Source organism: Pantoea hericii (genome assembly GCF_014155795.1).
Lineage (GTDB): Bacteria > Pseudomonadota > Gammaproteobacteria > Enterobacterales > Enterobacteriaceae > Pantoea > Pantoea eucalypti.
Genome location: NZ_SCKV01000004.1, coordinates 270,586 through 289,068 on the forward strand (window position 1 = coordinate 270,586; position 18,483 = coordinate 289,068).

The 18,483-nt window shown below is 56.5% G+C and carries 17 protein-coding genes; 10 read left to right on the top strand and 7 right to left on the bottom strand.

Annotation, left to right across the window (positions count from 1 at the left end; genetic code table 11):
- The first annotated feature begins 20 nt into the window (after positions 1-20).
- From H7K52_RS10875 to H7K52_RS10890, 4 genes are all read left to right on the top strand, one after another.
- Positions 21-794 (top strand): SDR family oxidoreductase, encoded by a 774-nt coding sequence (locus H7K52_RS10875; RefSeq protein ID WP_003849434.1) that lies wholly within the window; start codon positions 21-23, stop codon positions 792-794.
- Between the two features lie 79 nt (positions 795-873).
- Positions 874-1,731, top strand: a complete 858-nt coding sequence (locus tag H7K52_RS10880; protein ID WP_003849432.1) for a co-chaperone YbbN — start codon at positions 874-876, stop codon at positions 1,729-1,731.
- A gap of 58 nt (positions 1,732-1,789) precedes the next feature.
- On the top strand, positions 1,790-2,704 hold the full coding sequence (locus H7K52_RS10885; protein WP_003849430.1) for an SPFH domain-containing protein: 915 nt from the start codon (positions 1,790-1,792) through the stop codon (positions 2,702-2,704).
- Positions 2,704-3,150, top strand: a complete 447-nt coding sequence (locus H7K52_RS10890) for an NfeD family protein (RefSeq protein ID WP_182630039.1) — start codon at positions 2,704-2,706, stop codon at positions 3,148-3,150. The genes H7K52_RS10885 and H7K52_RS10890 overlap by 1 nt, the downstream gene beginning before the upstream one ends.
- Here H7K52_RS10890 and cueR read toward each other — a convergent pair.
- Positions 3,138-3,542, bottom strand: a complete 405-nt coding sequence (cueR, locus tag H7K52_RS10895) for a Cu(I)-responsive transcriptional regulator (protein WP_003849426.1) — start codon at positions 3,540-3,542, stop codon at positions 3,138-3,140. The genes H7K52_RS10890 and cueR overlap by 13 nt on opposite strands.
- A gap of 97 nt (positions 3,543-3,639) precedes the next feature.
- Between cueR and copA the strand changes: the two genes are divergently transcribed.
- The 3 genes from copA to ybaK all read left to right on the top strand — a co-directional run bounded on the left by copA (position 3,640) and on the right by ybaK (position 7,679).
- Positions 3,640-6,153, top strand: a complete 2,514-nt coding sequence (gene copA, locus H7K52_RS10900) for a copper-exporting P-type ATPase CopA (protein WP_140033630.1) — start codon at positions 3,640-3,642, stop codon at positions 6,151-6,153.
- A gap of 70 nt (positions 6,154-6,223) precedes the next feature.
- Positions 6,224-7,027, top strand: a complete 804-nt coding sequence (locus H7K52_RS10905) for a TraB/GumN family protein (RefSeq protein WP_140033631.1) — start codon at positions 6,224-6,226, stop codon at positions 7,025-7,027.
- 172 nt (positions 7,028-7,199) lie between these two features.
- The gene (gene ybaK / locus H7K52_RS10910; RefSeq protein ID WP_003849421.1) at positions 7,200-7,679 is read left to right on the top strand and encodes a Cys-tRNA(Pro)/Cys-tRNA(Cys) deacylase YbaK; all 480 of its coding nucleotides are present in this window, start codon (positions 7,200-7,202) and stop codon (positions 7,677-7,679) included.
- Here the strand turns inward: ybaK and H7K52_RS10915 are convergent.
- Complete coding sequence (locus tag H7K52_RS10915; protein WP_182630075.1) at positions 7,676-8,545, bottom strand: LysR family transcriptional regulator; 870 nt, start codon at positions 8,543-8,545, stop codon at positions 7,676-7,678. The genes ybaK and H7K52_RS10915 overlap by 4 nt on opposite strands.
- Before the next feature lie 89 nt (positions 8,546-8,634).
- On the opposite strand from H7K52_RS10915, the gene H7K52_RS10920 reads away from it, so the two are divergent.
- On the top strand, positions 8,635-9,066 hold the full coding sequence (locus H7K52_RS10920; RefSeq protein WP_182630040.1) for a multidrug/biocide efflux PACE transporter: 432 nt from the start codon (positions 8,635-8,637) through the stop codon (positions 9,064-9,066).
- Between the two features lie 34 nt (positions 9,067-9,100).
- Here H7K52_RS10920 and ushA read toward each other — a convergent pair whose 3' ends face one another.
- A complete protein-coding gene (ushA, locus tag H7K52_RS10925) occupies positions 9,101-10,837 on the bottom strand; it encodes a bifunctional UDP-sugar hydrolase/5'-nucleotidase UshA (protein ID WP_220486797.1) in 1,737 nt (578 codons plus the stop codon).
- A gap of 586 nt (positions 10,838-11,423) precedes the next feature.
- Here ushA and ybaL point away from each other — a divergent pair.
- Entirely contained in the window at positions 11,424-13,118 is a 1,695-nt protein-coding gene (gene ybaL, locus H7K52_RS10930; protein WP_182630041.1) for a YbaL family putative K(+) efflux transporter, read from the top strand.
- Positions 13,119-13,341: 223 nt separating this feature from the next.
- On the opposite strand, the gene H7K52_RS10935 is transcribed toward ybaL, so the two are convergent.
- From H7K52_RS10935 to H7K52_RS10950, 4 genes are all read right to left on the bottom strand, one after another.
- Entirely contained in the window at positions 13,342-14,643 is a 1,302-nt protein-coding gene (locus H7K52_RS10935) for an inosine/guanosine kinase (protein ID WP_003850408.1), read from the bottom strand.
- A gap of 58 nt (positions 14,644-14,701) precedes the next feature.
- Positions 14,702-15,661 carry a ferrochelatase gene (hemH, locus tag H7K52_RS10940; RefSeq protein ID WP_003850410.1) on the bottom strand — a complete coding sequence of 320 codons (960 nt, stop codon included), beginning with the start codon at positions 15,659-15,661 and terminating at the stop codon, positions 14,702-14,704.
- A 113-nt stretch (positions 15,662-15,774) separates the two neighbouring features.
- Positions 15,775-16,419, bottom strand: coding sequence for an adenylate kinase (gene adk / locus H7K52_RS10945; RefSeq protein WP_003850412.1), 645 nt, complete (start codon positions 16,417-16,419; stop codon positions 15,775-15,777).
- 105 nt (positions 16,420-16,524) lie between these two features.
- Positions 16,525-17,409 (bottom strand): DUF6024 family protein, encoded by an 885-nt coding sequence (locus H7K52_RS10950; RefSeq protein WP_003850414.1) that lies wholly within the window; start codon positions 17,407-17,409, stop codon positions 16,525-16,527.
- A 189-nt stretch (positions 17,410-17,598) separates the two neighbouring features.
- On the opposite strand from H7K52_RS10950, the gene H7K52_RS10955 reads away from it, so the two are divergent.
- Entirely contained in the window at positions 17,599-18,468 is an 870-nt protein-coding gene (locus H7K52_RS10955; RefSeq protein WP_078804164.1) for a LysR substrate-binding domain-containing protein, read from the top strand.
- The last annotated feature ends 15 nt before the right edge of the window (positions 18,469-18,483 follow it).

Genomic DNA, 18,483 nt, shown 5'->3' on the forward strand with positions numbered 1-18,483 from the left:
TGCGCAAATAGGGTAAATAAATGCAAAAAACTATTCTGATTACAGGTTGTTCAAGCGGCATTGGCCTGGTCGCCGCCCACGATTTACTGGCGCGAGGTTACCGGGTGATCGCCGCCTGCCGCAAAGCCGACGATGTCGCGCGTATGAACACGCTGGGTTTTACCGGGCTACAGCTCGATCTGGACGATCCGCAGAGCGTGGATCAGGCAGCAGATGCGATACTCGCGTTATGCGATAACCGTCTGGATGCGCTGTTCAACAACGCCGGGTTTGGCCTCTATGGACCGCTTCGTACCCTCTCCCGTCAGCAACTTGAACAGCAGTTTTCCAGCAACTTTTTCGGTGTACATCAATTAACGCTGCGGCTGTTACCTGCGTTACAAGCCAGCGGCGATGGCCGCATTGTGAATACCAGTTCGGTGCTGGGACTGATCTCCACGCCAGGCCGGGGCGCGTACGCTGCCAGTAAATATGCACTGGAAGCCTGGAGCGATGCACTGCGGCTGGAAGTGCGCAGCAGTGGCATTCGGGTCAGTCTGATAGAACCGGGACCGATTGAGACGCGCTTTACCGATAATGTGACGCAGGGCGAACAGCATAATCCGGTGCGTAACCCCGGCATCGCGGCACGCTTCACCCTGCCACCGGAAGCCATTCTGCCTAAACTTCGTCACGCACTCGAGAGTAAACATCCACGTTTACGCTACCCGGTGACACTGGTCGCACACGTAATGAGCCTGTTGAAACGGTTACTGCCTGGCTGGATGCTGGATCGCATTTTGCGCAGCCATTAATCAGGCCTGCGTAATAGCGCTTGAAGCCGGGCCAGTTGGCCCCATATTCTTAGAACACTTTTTGCAAAGAGACTTATCCATGTCACCACAAGCTTCTATCATCGACATCAACGAATCTAACCTGCAGCAGACCCTTGAGCAGTCGATGCAGCTGCCGGTGCTGTTCTACTTCTGGTCTGAGCGCAGCCAGCACTGTCTGGAGCTGACGCCGGTGCTGGAGCGTCTTGCCCAGGAGTACGCGGGTCAGTTTATCCTCGCAAAGCTGGATTGTGACAAAGAGCAACGGGTGGCCTCGCAGTTTGGTCTGCGTTCAATTCCGACCGTCTACCTGTTCCAGGATGGCCAGCCGGTCGACGGCTTCCAGGGACCACAGCCAGAAGAAGCGATCCGCGCCCTGCTGGAAAAAGTGCTGCCGCGCGAAGAAGAGCTGAAAGCGCAACAGGCGATGGCGCTGATGCAGGAAGAGAAACCGCTGGAGGCGCTGCCACTGTTAAAAGATGCGTGGCAGTTGAGCAACCAGTCCAGCGAAATTGGTTTCCTGCTGGCGGAGGTGCTGATTACCCTGAACCGCAGCGATGAAGCGGAGGCAGTGCTGAAAGTGGTGCCGCTGCAGGACCAGGATACCCGTTATCAGAGCCTGATGGCACAGATCGATCTGCTGAAACAGGCTGCGGATACGCCGGAGATTCAGCAGCTGCAATCCGAGCTGGAAGCGGACCCGACTAACGCCGGACTGGCTGCTAAACTCTCGTTACAGCTGCATCAGGTGGGTCGTAATGAAGAAGCACTGGAACTGCTGTTCAGTTTCCTGAAATCTGATCTTAATGCCGCTGATGGCCAGGCGCGTAAAATGCTACAGGAAATTCTGGCCGCGCTGGGAACCGGCGATGCACTGGCTGCGCGCTATCGTCGCCAGCTATACTCCCTGCTGTATTAAACAGCAGTACCACGGGCCGAAGCGACTCGGCCCGTTAATCTGACAATGCGGAGGTTGTATGATTACTGTTATTCCTGCCCTGATTATCCTGGCACTGGTAGCGGTCTGGGCGACCGTTAAAATCGTGCCACAAGGTTTTCAATGGACGGTCGAGCGCTTTGGCCGTTATACCCGCACCCTGCAGCCAGGATTAAGCCTGGTAGTGCCGTTCATGGATCGTGTCGGTCGTAAGATCAACATGATGGAACAGGTACTGGATATTCCCTCGCAGGAGATCATTTCTAAAGACAACGCCAACGTCACCATCGACGCCGTCTGCTTTATTCAGGTCGTTGACCCTGCGCGTGCCGCCTATGAAGTCAGCAATCTTGAGCAGGCTATCCTGAACCTCACCATGACCAACATGCGTACTGTTCTTGGCAGTATGGAGCTGGACGAAATGCTGTCACAGCGCGACAGCATCAACACCCGCCTGCTGCACATCGTGGATGAAGCGACGAATCCGTGGGGCGTTAAGATCACCCGCATCGAGATTCGTGACGTGCGTCCGCCGCAGGAACTGATTGGCGCGATGAATGCGCAGATGAAAGCGGAGCGAACCAAACGCGCCGACATTCTCACAGCCGAAGGTGTACGGCAGGCGGCAATCCTGCGCGCTGAAGGGGAAAAGCAGTCGCAAATCCTTAAAGCCGAAGGTGAACGTACGTCGGCATTCCTTCAGGCAGAGGCGCGTGAGCGTCAGGCTGAGGCAGAAGCTAACGCCACGAAAATGGTCTCTGAAGCGATCGCAGCAGGCGATATTCAGGCGATCAACTACTTCGTGGCACAAAAATACACCGATGCGCTGCAAAAAATCGGTGAGGGGAATAACAGCAAAGTCGTCATGATGCCGCTGGAGGCAAGCAGTCTGCTGGGTTCAATTGCAGGCATCGGTGAACTGCTGAAGGACTCACGCACTGAGTCGAAACGCTGATGCTGGCCGACATTATCGCGCACCCTCACTGGTTCTGGCTGACGCTGGGTGGATTACTGCTGGCGGCTGAGATGCTGGGCACCAGCGGTTATCTTCTGTGGAGCGGTCTGGCGGCGGTTATTGTCGGCCTCATTGAATGGTTTGTGCCGGTGAGCTGGACGACGCAGGGTTCCCTGTTTGCCGCGATGACGCTGGTGTGTGTGTTTTTGTGGTATCGCTGGATGCGCCACCGTGAGGCGCATCAAAAACCCAACGCTCTGAACCAGCGCGGCAGCCAGATGATCGGGTTGCAGCTTACACTGGATACCGCCCTGCACAACCGCACCGGCCATGTGCGCATCGGGGACAGCAGCTGGCGTGTTGAGGCAGATCGGGATCTGCCTGCGGGCACAGCGGTGGTCGTGGTGGGTGTTGAGGGCATCACACTGCGTATTCAGCCACGCTGACCGCAGCATCCGGCCAGATTATTGATGATGGGACACTCGGCACTGTCATCGCCGGGACAGGCGTCCGCCAGCGCCAGCAGGCGTGCGCGCATGGTATGCAATTCTTCAATGTGGGCCGCGATTTCATCAGCTTTCTGCAGCGTGCGGGCTTTGACATCAGCACTGTGGCGCGAGGGATTATTGAAAAACGCCACCAGCTCACGACACTCATCCAGCGTGAACCCCACCTGACGCGCCTGACGTAACAGGTTTAGCTCGTCAATGTGATGACCGCTATACGTGCGGTAACCATTTTCACTGCGCAACGGCGGTGTCACCACGCCTTTCTCTTCGTAAAAGCGAATCGCCTTGCTGGTCAGCCCGGTCTTTTTCGCCACATCGCTGATGTTCATTTGCATCCCCTTGACCTTCCCCTTGATGGAAGGTTTATGCTTAAGCATGAATCGGAACTGACCAATTCGTCAAATGGGATTACAGAAGGAGTTGATTATGTCACACACTATTTCCCTGGCACTCGACGGCTTATCCTGCGGTCACTGTGTCAAACGCGTCAAAGAGGCACTGGAACAACGCGACGATGTTGATTTGGCTGAGGTCACTCAACAGGAAGCGCAGGTTTCTGGTCAGGCGGATGCGGCCGCGCTGATTGCTACTGTGGAACAGGCGGGTTATCACGCCACGCTGAAAACAGCAGACGCCTCCCCAAAGTCTGAACCGTTGACAGCATCGGAGCCGCCGCCGGAGGCGCTGACAACGGAGACCGCTTCTCATCCGGCAGAAAAAGCGTTGCCTGCCCATATGCTGCTGATTGAAGGTATGACCTGTGCCAGTTGCGTCAGTCGTGTTGAAAAAGCGCTGCAGCAGGTTACCGGTGTCAGCCAGGCACGGGTCAATCTCGGTGAACGCAGCGCGCTGGTGCTGGGTAATGCTGACCCGCACCAGCTTGTGGCTGCCGTCGATGCCGCAGGTTACGGCGCACAGGTCGTTGATGACGAGCAGGAGCGACGTGAAAAACAGCAGCACAGCGCTCGCCGTGCCATGCGGCGTTTCAGCTGGCAGGCTGCTGTCGCCCTGGCGTTTGGCGTGCCACTGATGATCTGGGGCATGGTGGGCAACAACATGATGCTCACCGACAGCAACCACACCACCTGGCTGGCGCTGGGCGTCGTAACCCTGCTGATCATGGTCGTGACCGGCAGCCACTTTTATCGCAGTGCCTGGCGCAGTTTACGCAATGGCAGCGCCACCATGGATACGCTGGTGGCACTCGGCACAGGCGCCGCCTGGGTCTACTCCTTTAGCGTGGTGCTGTGGCCCGACTTTTTCCCGCCGCAGGCACGCCATCTCTATTTTGAAGCCAGCGTCATGATTCTGGGACTGATCAATCTGGGGCATGCGCTGGAGCAGCGGGCGCGTCAGCGATCGTCTAAGGCGCTGGAACGCCTGCTTGATCTGACGCCGGCCCAGGCGCGGCTGGTCGATCAACAGGGTGACCGGCTGATCCCGGTAAGCGACGTCCAGCCTGGCATGACGCTGCGCCTGGTCACCGGCGATCGGGTTCCGGTCGATGGTGAAATCGTCACGGGTGAAGCCTGGTTTGATGAAGCGATGCTTACCGGCGAAGCGGTGCCGCAAAGCAAAAATCCGGGTGCGGCGATCTTCGCCGGCACGCTGGTGCAGGACGGCTCGGTTGAATTTACCGCACGGGCCACCGGGAATCACACCACCCTGTCGCGCATTATCCGGCTGGTACGTCAGGCACAGAGCAGCAAACCGGATGTGGGGCGTCTGGCCGATCGTATCTCTGCTGTTTTTGTTCCGGTCGTGGTGCTGATTGCACTGCTCAGCGGCGCAGTGTGGTATCTGTTCGGGCCACAGCCACACATCGCTTACATGCTGGTAATCGCGACTACCGTCCTGATTATTGCCTGCCCCTGTGCGCTGGGACTGGCGACACCGATGTCAATTATTGCCGGTGTTGGACGTGCCGCTGAACTGGGCGTGCTGGTCCGCGACGCCGATGCCCTGCAGCGCGCCAGCCAAATCGACACGCTGGTGTTTGATAAAACCGGTACTCTCACCGCCGGTAAGCCGCAGGTCAGCGAGGTGCTGGTCTGGGGTGATGCCAGCCGTGAATCCGTGTTAGCGACTGCGGCCGCGCTGGAGTTTTCCTCGGGTCATCCGCTGGCGAAAGCGATTGTCGCTGAAGCGAAACTGACGCAACCGCCTCAGTTAGCGCAATTTCGTACAATACGCGGTAAAGGGGTCAGCGGTATTCTGGATGGCAGAACGCTGCTGCTGGGTAATGCTGCACTGTTACACGACAGCGGCATTGATTATCAGGTGGCAGAAGCAGAGATTGCGCGCCTGACACAACAGGGGGCAACGCCGGTGTTACTGGCGGAACAGGGCCAGCTAACCGGTTTGATTGCGCTCCGCGATCAGCTTCGGCCAGAAAGTGGCGCCGCCCTGAAGCGGCTGCATCAGCAGGGTTATCGCCTGATTATGCTGACCGGTGACCATGAAAATACCGCGCGCGCCATTGCAGCCGAAGCCGGTATTGATGAAGTCATTGCTGGCGTGTTGCCGGATGGCAAAGCGGCTGCCATTGAAGCCTTACAGCAGCAGGGCCGCCGCGTTGCGATGGTCGGTGATGGTATCAATGACGCGCCTGCGCTAGCGCAGGCCGAAGTGGGCATTGCCATGGGCGGCGGCAGCGATGTCGCCGTGGAAACGGCAGGCATTACATTAATGCGTGCCGACCTGAACAGCGTGGCGGATGCGTTAGCGCTCGCTTCTGCGACACTGCGCAATATCCGGCAGAACCTGTTTGGCGCATTTATCTATAACAGCATCGGTATTCCGGTGGCTGCGGGTGTGCTCTATCCGCTGACCGGTACTCTGCTTAGCCCGATTGTGGCGGGTGCAGCGATGGCGCTCTCCTCTATAACGGTGGTCAGCAATGCAAACCGCCTGCTGCGTTACCAACCGCCGCGCCAGTAATCGCCTTTTCAGCGCTGTTTTTCGTTCTCTGAAGTCGCTAGCATGGCGTTTTGAACCGCAAGGATTGGGAATGACAGGCAACATCTGGCGCTCACTGCGCGGCTTTATCAGCCAACTTTTTCCCGCCAGTTACCGCTGGCCTGCGATGGATGTCCGGCTTGGCGATCGTCAGTTGCATCTGGTGGGCAGCATCCATATGGGAACGCGCGACATGCAACCGTTGCCGCCGCGCCTGCTGCATCTGTTGCAGCAGGCGGATGCGCTCATAGTGGAAGCGGATATTACGCAGGGTGGATCACCCTTTGATCACCGGGGCGATCGTCCAGCACTCACGACACGGCTGGAGAGCAGTACGATGCAAACGCTCACCGCACTGTGTCAGGAGATGAGTCTCAACCTGAGCCTGCTGGATAACCTGCCCGCCTGGCAGGTGGCGCTGATGTTACAGGCACAGCAGGCGCAAAGACTGGGATTGCGACCTGACTACGGCATCGATTATCAGTTGCTGCAGGCAGCAAAAGATCTGAACAAGCCGGTGATTGAACTGGAAGGCGCAGATGCACAGATCGCCCTGCTGACCGCACTGCCGGATGACGGTATGGCGCTGTTACAGGACACACTGCTGCACTGGCATACCAATGCGCGACTGCTGCAGATGATGGTGAGCTGGTGGCTCGATACGCCGCCACGCCAGCCGGAAATTACCCTGCCCGCCACGTTTAGTCAGGCGCTGAATGATACGTTGATCGGTCAGCGCAATGCGCAATGGTGTGACAGCCTGCGAGGGCTCGCGGCAGGAAACTATGTGGTCGCGGTCGGCGCGCTGCATCTGTACGGCGAAGCTAATCTGCCTGATATGCTGAAGAAGCCCTGAAAAAAAGAGAGCCGATAATGTTATCGGCCCGTCAAAGAGGAATTTGTTTATGATTTTGGTTATCGCCAGCAATCAGATTGCGGGCGCGAGGCCAATTTTACGCAAAGAACAAAATTTCGCCACCTTTTTCAATGGATCTGCGCAATAAGATTTTTCTTAGTAAGGAGCCCGTATGACGCCCGCCGTAAAATTGCTGGAAAAACAAAAAGTCAGCTTCGTCCTGCACCCCTATGAGCATGACAGTCACGAAACGCATTTTGGTGATGAAGCCGTGCGCAAACTCAATCTGGATGCGCGGCAGGTGTATAAAACGCTGCTGGTGGCGCTGAATGGCGAGGCGAAACAGCTGGCGGTGGCGATTACGCCAGTTTCGACACAGCTGGATCTCAAGAAGGTGGCAAAAGCGCTGGGCGCGAAGAAAGCAGATATGGCCGATCCCCAGCTGGCGCAGCGGGTTACCGGTTATCTGGTGGGCGGTATCAGTCCACTGGGGCAGAAAAAACGGCTGCCTACGGTGATTGACCATTCTGCCCGCGCGTTTGACGCCATGTTTATTTCAGGCGGTAAGCGTGGACTGGATATCGAACTGGCACCACAGGATCTTTCGCGGCTGCTGGACGCCCCGTTTGCGGATATCGCCCGCCACGATTAAACCCGTGGCTGGGCGCAAAGCTGATCGATCATCCAGCGGCCCGCCGGGCCAGGTGACGTGCGTCGCGACCACACCACCTCAATGGCGATATGCTGCGGCCAGCACGGCATCGACAGCTCTTTCAGGACGTCATGTCCAAACTGCTTCACCAGCCAGCGCGGCAAAACAGTCCAGCCAAATCCCTGCTCCGCCATCTCTAACAGCAGTAAGTACGTGGGTGCCGACCAGATTCGTCCCATCGGCGCGGGTTCAGAGGCCTCAACCCAGGTGTTTAGCCGCAGGTGACGAACGCCTTCCAGCTCGCTTTCGCTGACGGTACTAAGCTGCGCCAGCGGATGATCGCGATGTAAAAAGACGGCCATCTGCGCTTCAACCTGCAGTCGTGCTACCGCAATATCCACCGGCAGATTAGGCTGTGCCCGCACCACACCCAGATGGACCCGCCCGGCCTGCAGCAGATCCAGCACATCGCCATCCTCGGCAATCATGACCTCCAGTTCAATCTCCGGATAACGGGCATCAAATTGCCTGAGCAGATGCTCGTGGTGATCGGTTTGCCAGAAATCGGACATAGCAAAACTCAGCCGGGGCTCAACGCCCTGCGACAGACGTATCGCCAGCGCATCCAGCCGCTCACTGGCGGCGAGGATTTGCTGAACCTGAGGAATAACACGGCGTCCCTGCTCGGTCAGGATGGGTTGACGACCGTCGCGATCAAACAGCACGAAACCGAGATCATCTTCTAAATTTGCCACTGCTGCGCTGATGGTGGACTGACTTTTACCCAGCGCGCGCGCCGCCGCAGAGAAAGAACCGCTCGCCACGGTCTGCATAAAAGCCTCAAGGGATTCCGGGGAGTAACGCATCTGAACCATCGCTTTTTTCGATAGGTGTTCATTTTATCTTAGCATTCTGACGTGTGAAAATGCGCCGCATTATTCAAGGAGAATTAACAATGCGTACCCGAACAATTAAAGAACGTATTCTTCATGCTGTCTGCTTTGAAACGCTGGCGATTCTGACCGTTTCGCCGCTGGCGGCATGGGTGATGAATAAGCCGCTGTTTCAGATGGGATCGCTGGCGATTATGCTCTCAACGGTCGCGATGCTATGGAACATGATTTATAACAGCGGATTTGACAGGCTCTATGCGCCGGGCCAGAAACGCGGACCCGGCGTGCGTGTGTTACATGCACTGGGGTTTGAAGGCGGATTTATCCTGATTGGTCTGCCGATTGCCGCCTGGATGCTGGATATCTCCCTGGGTCAGGCATTGCTGGTAGAAGTGGCCTTTTTCCTCTTCTTCCTGCCCTACACCATGGCCTACAACTGGGTATGGGACAAACTGCGCGAGCGCTGGATTAGACGTCACTCCTGCCAGGCGTAAGAAAAAAGGGAGGCGCAAGCGCCTCCCGGTGAGTTCAATGCGTGGCGGCTGTCTGGTTCCCCCACGGCCAGATCCACGCCAGAATCATTTTGGGATAATTACGCTTCCGCGCTTTTTCCGCCGCCTCATCCCGCGCCTTAATCTGCTCATCCGTCAAATGCACGATCTGCCCTTTCGGCTCATAGTCGCTGGCTTTCACTGGCGAATGCGCCTTAATGAAGTCGCGCAGCACCTGCGCATCAACGGCTCCACTGTTGGCATACCCGGGGTGATTATCCAGACGCGGGTAACCGTCGCCACCTGCTGCATTGAAGCTGTTGGTCGCCATGCGATAAATCTGCGTGTCCTGCAGCGGTTTACCGTTAATGCTGACGTTGCTGACCTGCTTACCGTCGGTGGTCAGGCTGATGCCGGCAAACTGCGCGTAGCCGCCTGAATCAGGCTGAATATTAGCAACGACATCCAGATATTTTTTGATCTCCGCACCGGTCAGGGTGACCGAAACCACCTGATTGCCAAATGGCTGAACCTGCAACAGGTCACGCCAGTTCAGCTTGCCTGCTTTCAGTGAGGTACGAATACCGCCACCGCTCATCACCGCAAAATCGGCTTTGGTGAACGCCATCTGGGCGCGCAGAATCAGCTGGCCCAGATTCGTCTGCTCAAAGCGAACCTGCTCTTTTTCACCACTGAAATTGCCGTCAGCGCTGCCAACATTCATGATTAACTTCGCCTCTGCACGTTTCTGGAACGGCATCAGCAACTTCATCATGGCGGTGTTTTTCGGGATCTCTTCCTGCCAGGTCAGCCAGGTTTCGCTGCCATCTGCATTCTTTATCTTATGTTTGAGGTTAACCGGCACCAGCTGATAAGCCTCCAGCGTCACCTGACCATTACGGAAGGTGAAGTCACCGCGGCCGACATATTTGCCCCACTTGTCGGCCTGCATAATCCAGATGCCATTTTGCTTATCCGGCTCACACGGCTGGCCTGGCTGATAATTTTTTACGCTGACGTTCTCTTTTTCCATGCAGACCGCATCATGCGAATGACCGCCGACAATCAGGTCGATCGTTCCGGCAGGCAGGCTGCGCGCCAGCGTGACATCACCTATGCCGTTGCTGCCGTGTTTACCGTCGTCATAGTGGCCCAGATGGGTCAGCGCGACAATCACGTCCGGCTTCTCGGTGGCGCGCAATTCAGCCACCGCTTTCACCGTTTCTGCGACCGGATCGCGGAACTCGGTATCTGTCAGTCCGGCCGGATTAGCCAGTTTCGCCGTGTCCGGGGTGATAAGCCCGACCACCGCGATCTTTAATCCGAGACGGTTGAATACCGCCCAGGGTTTGAACAGGCGCTGACCGGTGCTTTTTTGATACACGTTGGCGGCCAGTAGCGGGAATCTCGCCCACTTCTCCTGCTTACGCAGGACCGCGATCGGCTTGTCGAATTCATGATTGCCCAGCGCCATCGCATCATAGCCAATGAGATTCATCGCGCGGAAATCGGGTTCAGCGTCCAGCTCATCGGACTCCGGCACGCCCGTGTTCACATCACCGGCAGAGAGGATCAATGCGCCGCCGCCGCGGGACTGAACATCGTAGCGCATAGTATCCATCAGGGTTTTCTGCGCGGCCAGACCATACTCACCCTGTTCATTAAACCAGAAGTGACCGTGCTCATCGTTGGTGTGCAGCAGACTGAAACGATAGGTGCGATCGGCCTGGGCGGCCTGTGAAAACAGCGGCATCACGGCCACCAGCAGTGCCATGCCCACCCCTGTCCATTTAGATAACAACACTGTGACTCTCCTTAATTTATCGTCTGGCCCGATTTTCTGCCGCTTTGCCCCACTGTGTCGCACATTCCCCCGGCGAACTCAAGGCCAATGCACATTCATCTGCCTGACACGCCCTGTTCTTTTATTTCTGATCCGCCTTTGATGAGCAGGACAGCCCTGCAAAGCGGCGTTAGTGCGATAACGCGCTTTACCAGTGACCCTGTCCGGTTATTGGTGGAGAGTGCAGATACAGGCAGTAAACGCTATTGCTGACCTCCCTGCTGACTGCTGTAAAAAGTGCCGCTGACAGAATTTAACTGCTCTGCACACACATTTATCTCTTTTTCACGCCAGAACGGCATCATTTACTGCATCTGATATTTATTTCTCATCCCCTGGTCTGAAGCGTCAAATCAGTGAATATTGCGGATAATGAATAAAAACACCCACTCAACTGTACATTTGACTTTTTTTCGTGGTTTTTTAAGGTATTCCCGCAAATTGCTCAGCGAAAGAATAGATTTTGTTTTAAACTCATTTGTTACAAGCGGACACATTTGTATACAAGGAGACAGGCATGCATCACACCACACCGCTGATCACTACCATTGTCGGAGCACTGGTTCTGGCATTTCTCCTTGGGATGCTGGCAAATCGCCTGCGAATTTCTCCCCTGGTCGGCTACCTGATAGCTGGCGTGCTGGCCGGTCCCTTTACTCCCGGCTTTGTTGCAGATACAAATCTGGCCCCTGAACTGGCAGAACTCGGTGTTATCCTGCTGATGTTTGGTGTCGGCCTGCACTTCTCGATGAAAAATCTGATGTCGGTAAAGTCGATCGCCATTCCCGGTGCCATCGCACAGATCGCGGTCGCGACGTTACTGGGAATGGGATTATCGTGGACGATGGGATGGTCATGGATGACGGGCCTGGTGTTTGGTCTGTGCCTCTCTACCGCCAGTACCGTGGTGTTACTGCGCGCGTTAGAGGAGCGACAGCTGATCGACAGCCAGCGTGGACAGATAGCGATTGGCTGGTTGATCGTTGAAGATCTGGTGATGGTACTGACGCTGGTGCTGCTGCCTGCGATTGCCGGCATGATGGAACAGGGTAACGCCAGCGCCGGACTGCTGGTCTGGGACCTGCTGTGGACGATTGGCAAAGTCGCCGCCTTTATGGTGCTGATGATGGTGGTGGGACGCCGTGCTGTGCCCTGGATTCTCGCCCGCAGCGCCGCCACTGGCTCACGCGAGCTGTTTACACTGGCGGTGTTAGCACTGGCACTGGGCATCGCCTTTGGTGCGGTTGAATTCTTTGATGTGTCGTTTGCGCTGGGCGCTTTCTTCGCCGGTATGGTGCTGAACGAGTCGGAACTGAGCCACCGCGCTGCGCGCGATACCCTTCCACTGCGCGATGCGTTTGCCGTACTGTTCTTTGTGTCGGTCGGCATGCTGTTTGACCCGTCGATTCTGGTCACGCAGCCGCTGGCGGTGCTGGGCGCGCTGGTCATTATTGTGGTGGGTAAGTCAGTCGCTGCCTGGCTGCTGGTGTCGCTGCTTGGCCATTCGCGTCGTACGGCTCTGACCATTTCGGTCAGCCTGGCGCAGATTGGTGAGTTCGCCTTTATTCTGGCCGGCCTGGGTATCTCACTTGGGCTGCTGAATGATGAGGGCCGCAATCTGGTGCTGGCCGCCGCCATCCTGTCGATTATGCTTAACCCGATTCTGTTTACCCTGCTTGAGCGTTTCCTGGCGAAAACGGAGACGATGGAAGAGCAGACGCTGGAAGAAGCAATTGAAGAAGAGAAGCAGATCCCGGTCGATTTCTGCAATCACGCCGTGATTGTGGGTTATGGCCGTGTTGGCAGCCTGATTGGCCAGAAGCTGCTTGAAGCCAATGTTCCGCTGGTGGTGGTTGAGAATTCCCGCACGCGTGTTGAAGCACTGCGCGAGCAAGGCATCAAAGCCGTGCTGGGAAATGCGGCTCGCGCGGACACCATGGAACTGGCCCGACTCGACTGCGCCCGCTGGCTGTTGCTGACCATCCCGAATGGATATGAGGCGGGAGAAGTGGTCACCGCCGCGCGTGAAAAACATCAGAATATCGAGATTATCGCCCGCGCTCACTATGACGATGAAGTGGAGTACATCATGGAACGTGGCGCCACTCGCGTGGTGATGGGTGAGCGTGAGATTGCCAGCAGTATGCTGCAAATTCTGCAGGATGAGATGACGCAGGGCGAGGATTTACAGGCCTGCGACGTAGTGCGCTGATTAAGTCTGGCCCGTATAGCTGTGATACCGAGACGGCACAGGGAACAGGTTCAGATCGGAAAGACGCAAAAGCCGTCATCCATGACATGCTCGGCCCGCGCCGTCCTGGCGCGGGACGCTTTCCTCTTCTGACCCTGTTCCCTGCGCGTTGAATTAATCCATTGCTGTCAGATTCACCCTCATTTAAGTTTGCAAACTGTCTGCCGCCCTGTGGCGACCCGCTTTACCGATCCCAGTAAGACTCTTCCAGACTGTCTTCCCGCTCCGGCAGGCCGCGGGTTAAACGCGGCGAATGCTGATTCAGCACCTGATAGCTGACACGGTTGGCATATTTACACACCTGCGCCAGCGACGAATAGGTCAGATACGGACGCGCATGTTTGCTGGAGTTAGGCACATTCAGGCTGTGATAGTTATTGGCGGTGATGTCATGCAGTAACGCCGCCAGCGCCCCATCACCGGCACCGTTGGTGTTCATGATCTTTTCCGGTCCGCCCATATAAGGCGCGATGTGCGAGAAAACACGCAGCGGCTGCTGGCAATCCTGCTGGCGCATTACGCGGCTGAACTCGTACTGGTTGAACTCAGCAATCGCACCCGGCAACAGCGGATGATTGGTTTTACGTTTGAACTCGTCTTCGGTGTAGCCCGCCATGTAAAGCCCAATCGGGCCGGCGGTGCAGAGCACCAGATCCACCCAATCCAGCGCCATATTGGAAGCGAGCAGTGGATCGGCTTCGCCGGTCAGCGCCAGCGCTTCCTCTTCATTCATGGCCACAATGCTGACATGATCACGCAGGAAGTCCCGCCAGAACTCAGGATTATCGCCAATCACATGCTTGGTGCCCAGCGTCAGCACCACCGGCACGTTGTGACGTTTGGCATACTCAATCGCCCGTAACGTCGCCTGCGGCATCGGCTCACCTTCGGCGCAGCGCACCAGGTAAGAGGTCAGTACCAGGGCAGAGGCACCGGCAATCACCTCTTCCGGCACGTTATCCGGATGTAACTGGTTCATCTGGCCTGGGCTGATAGCAAACGTTCGCTCGCCATGTTCACCAATCAGCGTAAAGCAGCGGCCAATAGCGCCATCGACACCCTGCAGATAGTTGAGATCGACCCGGCTTGACGTGTTACAGAGATAACGATAGGCGTAGCCGCCAATCTGGATGTTATTGCACATAACACCCAGCAGCACCGAGCGGTCATCAGCCAGTACCGAGAAGTTATGCAGCGTGTTACCGATGGTGCCACCGGCAAACTGATGGGTGATCAGCGCTTCGCGCATCAGCTCGTTATAGAGCGCTTCCGCGACGGCATTATCGATGACCAGCGAGTGCCCGGCACTCAGGCCGTAGCGCTCAAGAAAAGCGTCATCGACTTTTGCTTCGATATCCACCAGCGTCTGGTCGATACCCACCACCCAGCTGCCGGCATCAACGTCGTGTTGTGCGGGTTGTAACAGGGGATCGCGTGCGCTGACGGGAAAGTAGTGTTTGGATTTGCGTTTGCCGGGAAATTTCATCGGGAGGTGCCGTCTGGAAAAACAGGCGGAGAATGATATCACACTCTCCGCCTGCGCTTTAACGGCGTGCGTCGACCAGTTGCGCCATCATGTCGATATGCGCCTCATCGGCGTTCAGCGCAGGGATATACTCAAACTTCTCACCACCGGCATGCATGAAGATCTCGCCGTTTTCGCCACTGATCTCCTCAAGCGTCTCCAGACAGTCAGAGGAGAAGCCCGGACTCATCACCTGAACATGCCTGATCCCTTTGGCGGGCAGGCTTTCCATGGTTTTGTCGGTGTAAGGCATCAGCCAGGGTTCACGACCAAAACGTGACTGGAAGGTCATCATGTACTGACCGTCACGCAGACCCAGTGCTTTAACCAGGGCCGCAGTGGTATCCGCACAGCGCTGCGGGTAGTCATCGCCTTCGTTGGCAAAACGCTGCGGAATGCCGTGGAACGATAACACCAGCAGATCGGGCTGACCGTGCCGCTCAAATGAGCGCTCCACCGTCGCTTTCAGCGCGGCGATATAGGCCGGATGCTCGGCATAGTCGCGAATAAACTGCACGTCAGGCAGCGAACGGTAATCTTTGAATACGGCGGTCAGACCATCCCACACTGAGGCCACAGTGGAGCAGGAGAATTGCGGGTAGAGTGGCAGCACAATCAGGCGGGTCACGCCCTGCGCCATCAGCTTATCGACTGCACTTTTCAGGCTCGGGTTACCATAGCTCATGCCCAGCTCGACGGGCATATCAACACGGGCCGCCAGGGCATCGCGCTGACGCATGCTGTAAACCAGTAGCGGTGATCCCCCTTCCATCCAGACCGATGCGTAGAGTTTAGAGACGCGTGGCGAGCGAAACGGCAGAATGACAGCATTGAGAACCGGCCACCAGAGCCAGCGCGGCGCATCAACCACGCGCGGATCGCCTAAAAATTGTTTCAGATAGCGTTTAACTGCAGGTGTGGTTGGGGCGTCTGGCGTACCTAAATTTACCAATAACACGCCGGGCTTATCTTGCCTCATTGGAGTTCCTTGATGACAGCGGGGATGCGTGAAAACGGGGAAATTGTAGCGGAATTAGTGGGAGGTAAAATCGATTACTGCAAAAGGGGCCAGTAATACCGGCCCCGTTGAGCTTAGCCGAGGATCTTAGCCAGCTCAGCACTCACTTCGGTCACCTTACGGGTCCCGTCGATTTTGTGATAGGCGGTGTTGCCCGCTTCCGCTTCTTTGCTGTAGTAAGCAATCAGTGGCGCGGTCATCTGATGGTATTCCACCAGGCGCTTACGCACGGTCTCTTCCTGATCGTCTTTACGCGTGGTCAGCTCTTCGCCGGTCAGATCATCTTTGCCTTCCACTTTCGGTGGATTAAAGGTGACGTGATAAACGCGGCCAGATGGGGTGTGAACACGACGGCCCACGATGCGTTCAACAATCAGTTCGTCCGGTACGGCAAACTCCAGCACGTGATCAACCTTGATCCCGGCCTCTTTCATTGCATCTGCCTGAGGAATGGTGCGCGGGAAACCGTCCAGCAGGAAACCGTTTTTGCAGTCTTCCTGAGTGATACGCTCTTTGACCAGCGCAATCACCAGCTCATCGGTCACCAGTTTGCCAGCATCCATAATGGCTTTCGCCTGGTTGCCCAGCTCGCTGCCTGCTTTTACTGCTGCACGCAACATGTCGCCGGTGGAGATTTGCGGAATACCGTACTTCTCCATGATGAATTGGGCCTGAGTCCCCTTACCTGCGCCCGGAGCTCCGAGCAGAATAATACGCATTGCGTAAATCCCCTTGCGAATCGCATTGATCTATCTTAGAAGCGGAAGAACATACCATTATGACCCGCTCATCACAAGGAAGGGCGCGGATCGCGCAGGGTGACTTTAGCGGCTTTCTGGCCCTGACCCCGACCCGCCCGGCCTGACTGACGCTTTTTCAGATTTACCACCTGCGCTGAGCAGAAATTGCAGTCGCCGACTCAGATGATGCGTCATATTCACGCTTTTTTTGCCGCTGCCCCGCACGTTAGCATTCAGCTGCAGCCTCGCCAGCTGCGGCCATTTCACCACATCGTCCGCATCTGACAGCGCAGAGATCAGCGAGGCCGGAACATTAAAGCTGGCGAACGGCAAACCAGGCTGATGACAGGAGTTCAGCGGCAGTGGGGATGACAGGGAAAGCGCATCGACGGTGGCAGCATTGTAGGGGCGCCACAGCGGATCGTCGAAGCGGCGCAGCGCCTCATACGTGGCGTTAAGAGTCAGTCCCTGTTCAAATAGCCGCAGTTCGCTGCGCACCAGCGTACTGAAGTCATGGGTCCGCAACGCTACGAGCACCAGATCGCTGCAGATCTCAGCGTGGCGATCCAGCCGGGTAACAAACAAATGGGATTCATCGATCAGCCTTTGATGCAGCACGCTGGCGAAGCTCTCGCTCGCCTCAGTCACGCCCTGATTCTGGCAATCCTGTAAGGGACGCACGCGGCCATTCGGCAATTCGATATGAGGAACCAGCATAATGCTGCCTGCTATCAGCGGAACCGCTGGCAGGTTACTAAGTTCGGTGATCGGATAACGCGAGGCGTAGCGCTGCTGATTACGTGCCTGCTCCTGACGCAGAAAAAGCTGAGAAAGCAGGACCTGCGCTACATGCAGTGAGGGCGCGAAGAAGAGATCGAATTGCTCCAGCCGGTAAAAGCGTGAGAGCGCCAGGCGTAACCGATGGCGCGCCTCTGCTGACGTTTCAGAGGATAAAGGGCTGTGAGCCATGGTTGTCTCGCTTCAGGGAGTGTGCGGCGTGAGCGCAGGTTAAGCGAGGCGGAATATCGGTGAAAAAAAACACAGATATAAGGCTGAGTCAACCCGCCAGAATTTGCTTTACAGAGTAGAGGAATGCGGCTGGACATTAAAATGATATAAATTAACAATCCCTGTTAGGTTTCTGCACAGGAGATAGGGATGAACGGACTGCCACCACTCAGAGCGCTGCACTATTTTCACCAGGCAGCCTTACACAGCAGCTTTAGTGTGGCGGCTGAACATCTGCATGTGACCCACAGCGCCATCAGCCATCAGATTCGCCAGCTGGAGAGCTGGATGGGTAAGCCGCTGTTTGTCCGTAGTCATGGCCGCGTGAAACTGACCGCACACGGCGACCGGCTGCTTCTGAGCTGTCAGCAGGCATTCAGTGAGTTACGCAGCAGCTGCGAGACTATTCGCACCGGCCTGCTTCAGCAAATCCGCGTCTCCTGTGCTCCCAGCTTTTTGTCACAATGGCTGATCCCCCGAATCGCCAGCTTTTACCAACGCTATCCGGAGATTGAAGTTCACTTTCTGCCGCTCGCTGAGATCGCGCAACTGCGCAGCGAACATGTGGATGTACTGATCCTCAGCCATGGCGATCCACCTGAACCCGATTTAGACGCCACGCTGGTCAGCGAGGATGAGATTGGACCGCTTTGCGCACCGCATTTTGCCACGCAACTGCGGGTCGGAGAGGATCTGGTAGCACTGCCTCTGCTCCATGCAGATACCCGACGGCACGCCTGGTCAGAGTGGGCGGTCCAGACCGGAGTCAGGGGTCGCTTTAATAGCGGTAAACATTTTGAGACGCTGTCGCTGGGCATTCAGGCCGCACGAAGTGGTCTGGGTGTTCTGATGGCACCGCGTTTGCTGGTTCGCAAAGAGCTGGAAGATGGCACGCTGATCGCCCCGCTGGGCTTTGTTCCCGTGGAGCGTGCGACCTGGATGATGACGAAGCAGAGCCGTCGTCAGGATACAGAGATCCGTGTGTTTCGTGACTGGCTGCGTGAGGCCGCACAGCCATAAAAAAAGCCGGTGAAA

What these genes read in the sequence shown, in the direction of transcription:
- ybaL (WP_182630041.1), top strand. Translation starts at nt 11,424, where the DNA reads ATGCATCACACCACACCGCTGATCACTACCATTGTCGGAGCACTGGTT.
- ushA (WP_220486797.1), bottom strand. Translation starts at nt 10,837, where the DNA reads ATGGCACTGCTGGTGGCCGTGATGCCGCTGTTTTCACAGGCCGCCCAG.
- H7K52_RS10920 (WP_182630040.1), top strand. Translation starts at nt 8,635, where the DNA reads ATGCGTACCCGAACAATTAAAGAACGTATTCTTCATGCTGTCTGCTTT.
- adk (WP_003850412.1), bottom strand. Translation starts at nt 16,419, where the DNA reads ATGCGTATTATTCTGCTCGGAGCTCCGGGCGCAGGTAAGGGGACTCAG.
- H7K52_RS10955 (WP_078804164.1), top strand. Translation starts at nt 17,599, where the DNA reads ATGAACGGACTGCCACCACTCAGAGCGCTGCACTATTTTCACCAGGCA.
- copA (WP_140033630.1), top strand. Translation starts at nt 3,640, where the DNA reads ATGTCACACACTATTTCCCTGGCACTCGACGGCTTATCCTGCGGTCAC.
- H7K52_RS10875 (WP_003849434.1), top strand. Translation starts at nt 21, where the DNA reads ATGCAAAAAACTATTCTGATTACAGGTTGTTCAAGCGGCATTGGCCTG.
- H7K52_RS10935 (WP_003850408.1), bottom strand. Translation starts at nt 14,643, where the DNA reads ATGAAATTTCCCGGCAAACGCAAATCCAAACACTACTTTCCCGTCAGC.
- H7K52_RS10890 (WP_182630039.1), top strand. Translation starts at nt 2,704, where the DNA reads ATGCTGGCCGACATTATCGCGCACCCTCACTGGTTCTGGCTGACGCTG.
- H7K52_RS10885 (WP_003849430.1), top strand. Translation starts at nt 1,790, where the DNA reads ATGATTACTGTTATTCCTGCCCTGATTATCCTGGCACTGGTAGCGGTC.
- hemH (WP_003850410.1), bottom strand. Translation starts at nt 15,661, where the DNA reads ATGAGGCAAGATAAGCCCGGCGTGTTATTGGTAAATTTAGGTACGCCA.
- cueR (WP_003849426.1), bottom strand. Translation starts at nt 3,542, where the DNA reads ATGAACATCAGCGATGTGGCGAAAAAGACCGGGCTGACCAGCAAGGCG.
- H7K52_RS10915 (WP_182630075.1), bottom strand. Translation starts at nt 8,545, where the DNA reads ATGCGTTACTCCCCGGAATCCCTTGAGGCTTTTATGCAGACCGTGGCG.
- H7K52_RS10905 (WP_140033631.1), top strand. Translation starts at nt 6,224, where the DNA reads ATGACAGGCAACATCTGGCGCTCACTGCGCGGCTTTATCAGCCAACTT.
- H7K52_RS10950 (WP_003850414.1), bottom strand. Translation starts at nt 17,409, where the DNA reads ATGGCTCACAGCCCTTTATCCTCTGAAACGTCAGCAGAGGCGCGCCAT.
- H7K52_RS10880 (WP_003849432.1), top strand. Translation starts at nt 874, where the DNA reads ATGTCACCACAAGCTTCTATCATCGACATCAACGAATCTAACCTGCAG.
- ybaK (WP_003849421.1), top strand. Translation starts at nt 7,200, where the DNA reads ATGACGCCCGCCGTAAAATTGCTGGAAAAACAAAAAGTCAGCTTCGTC.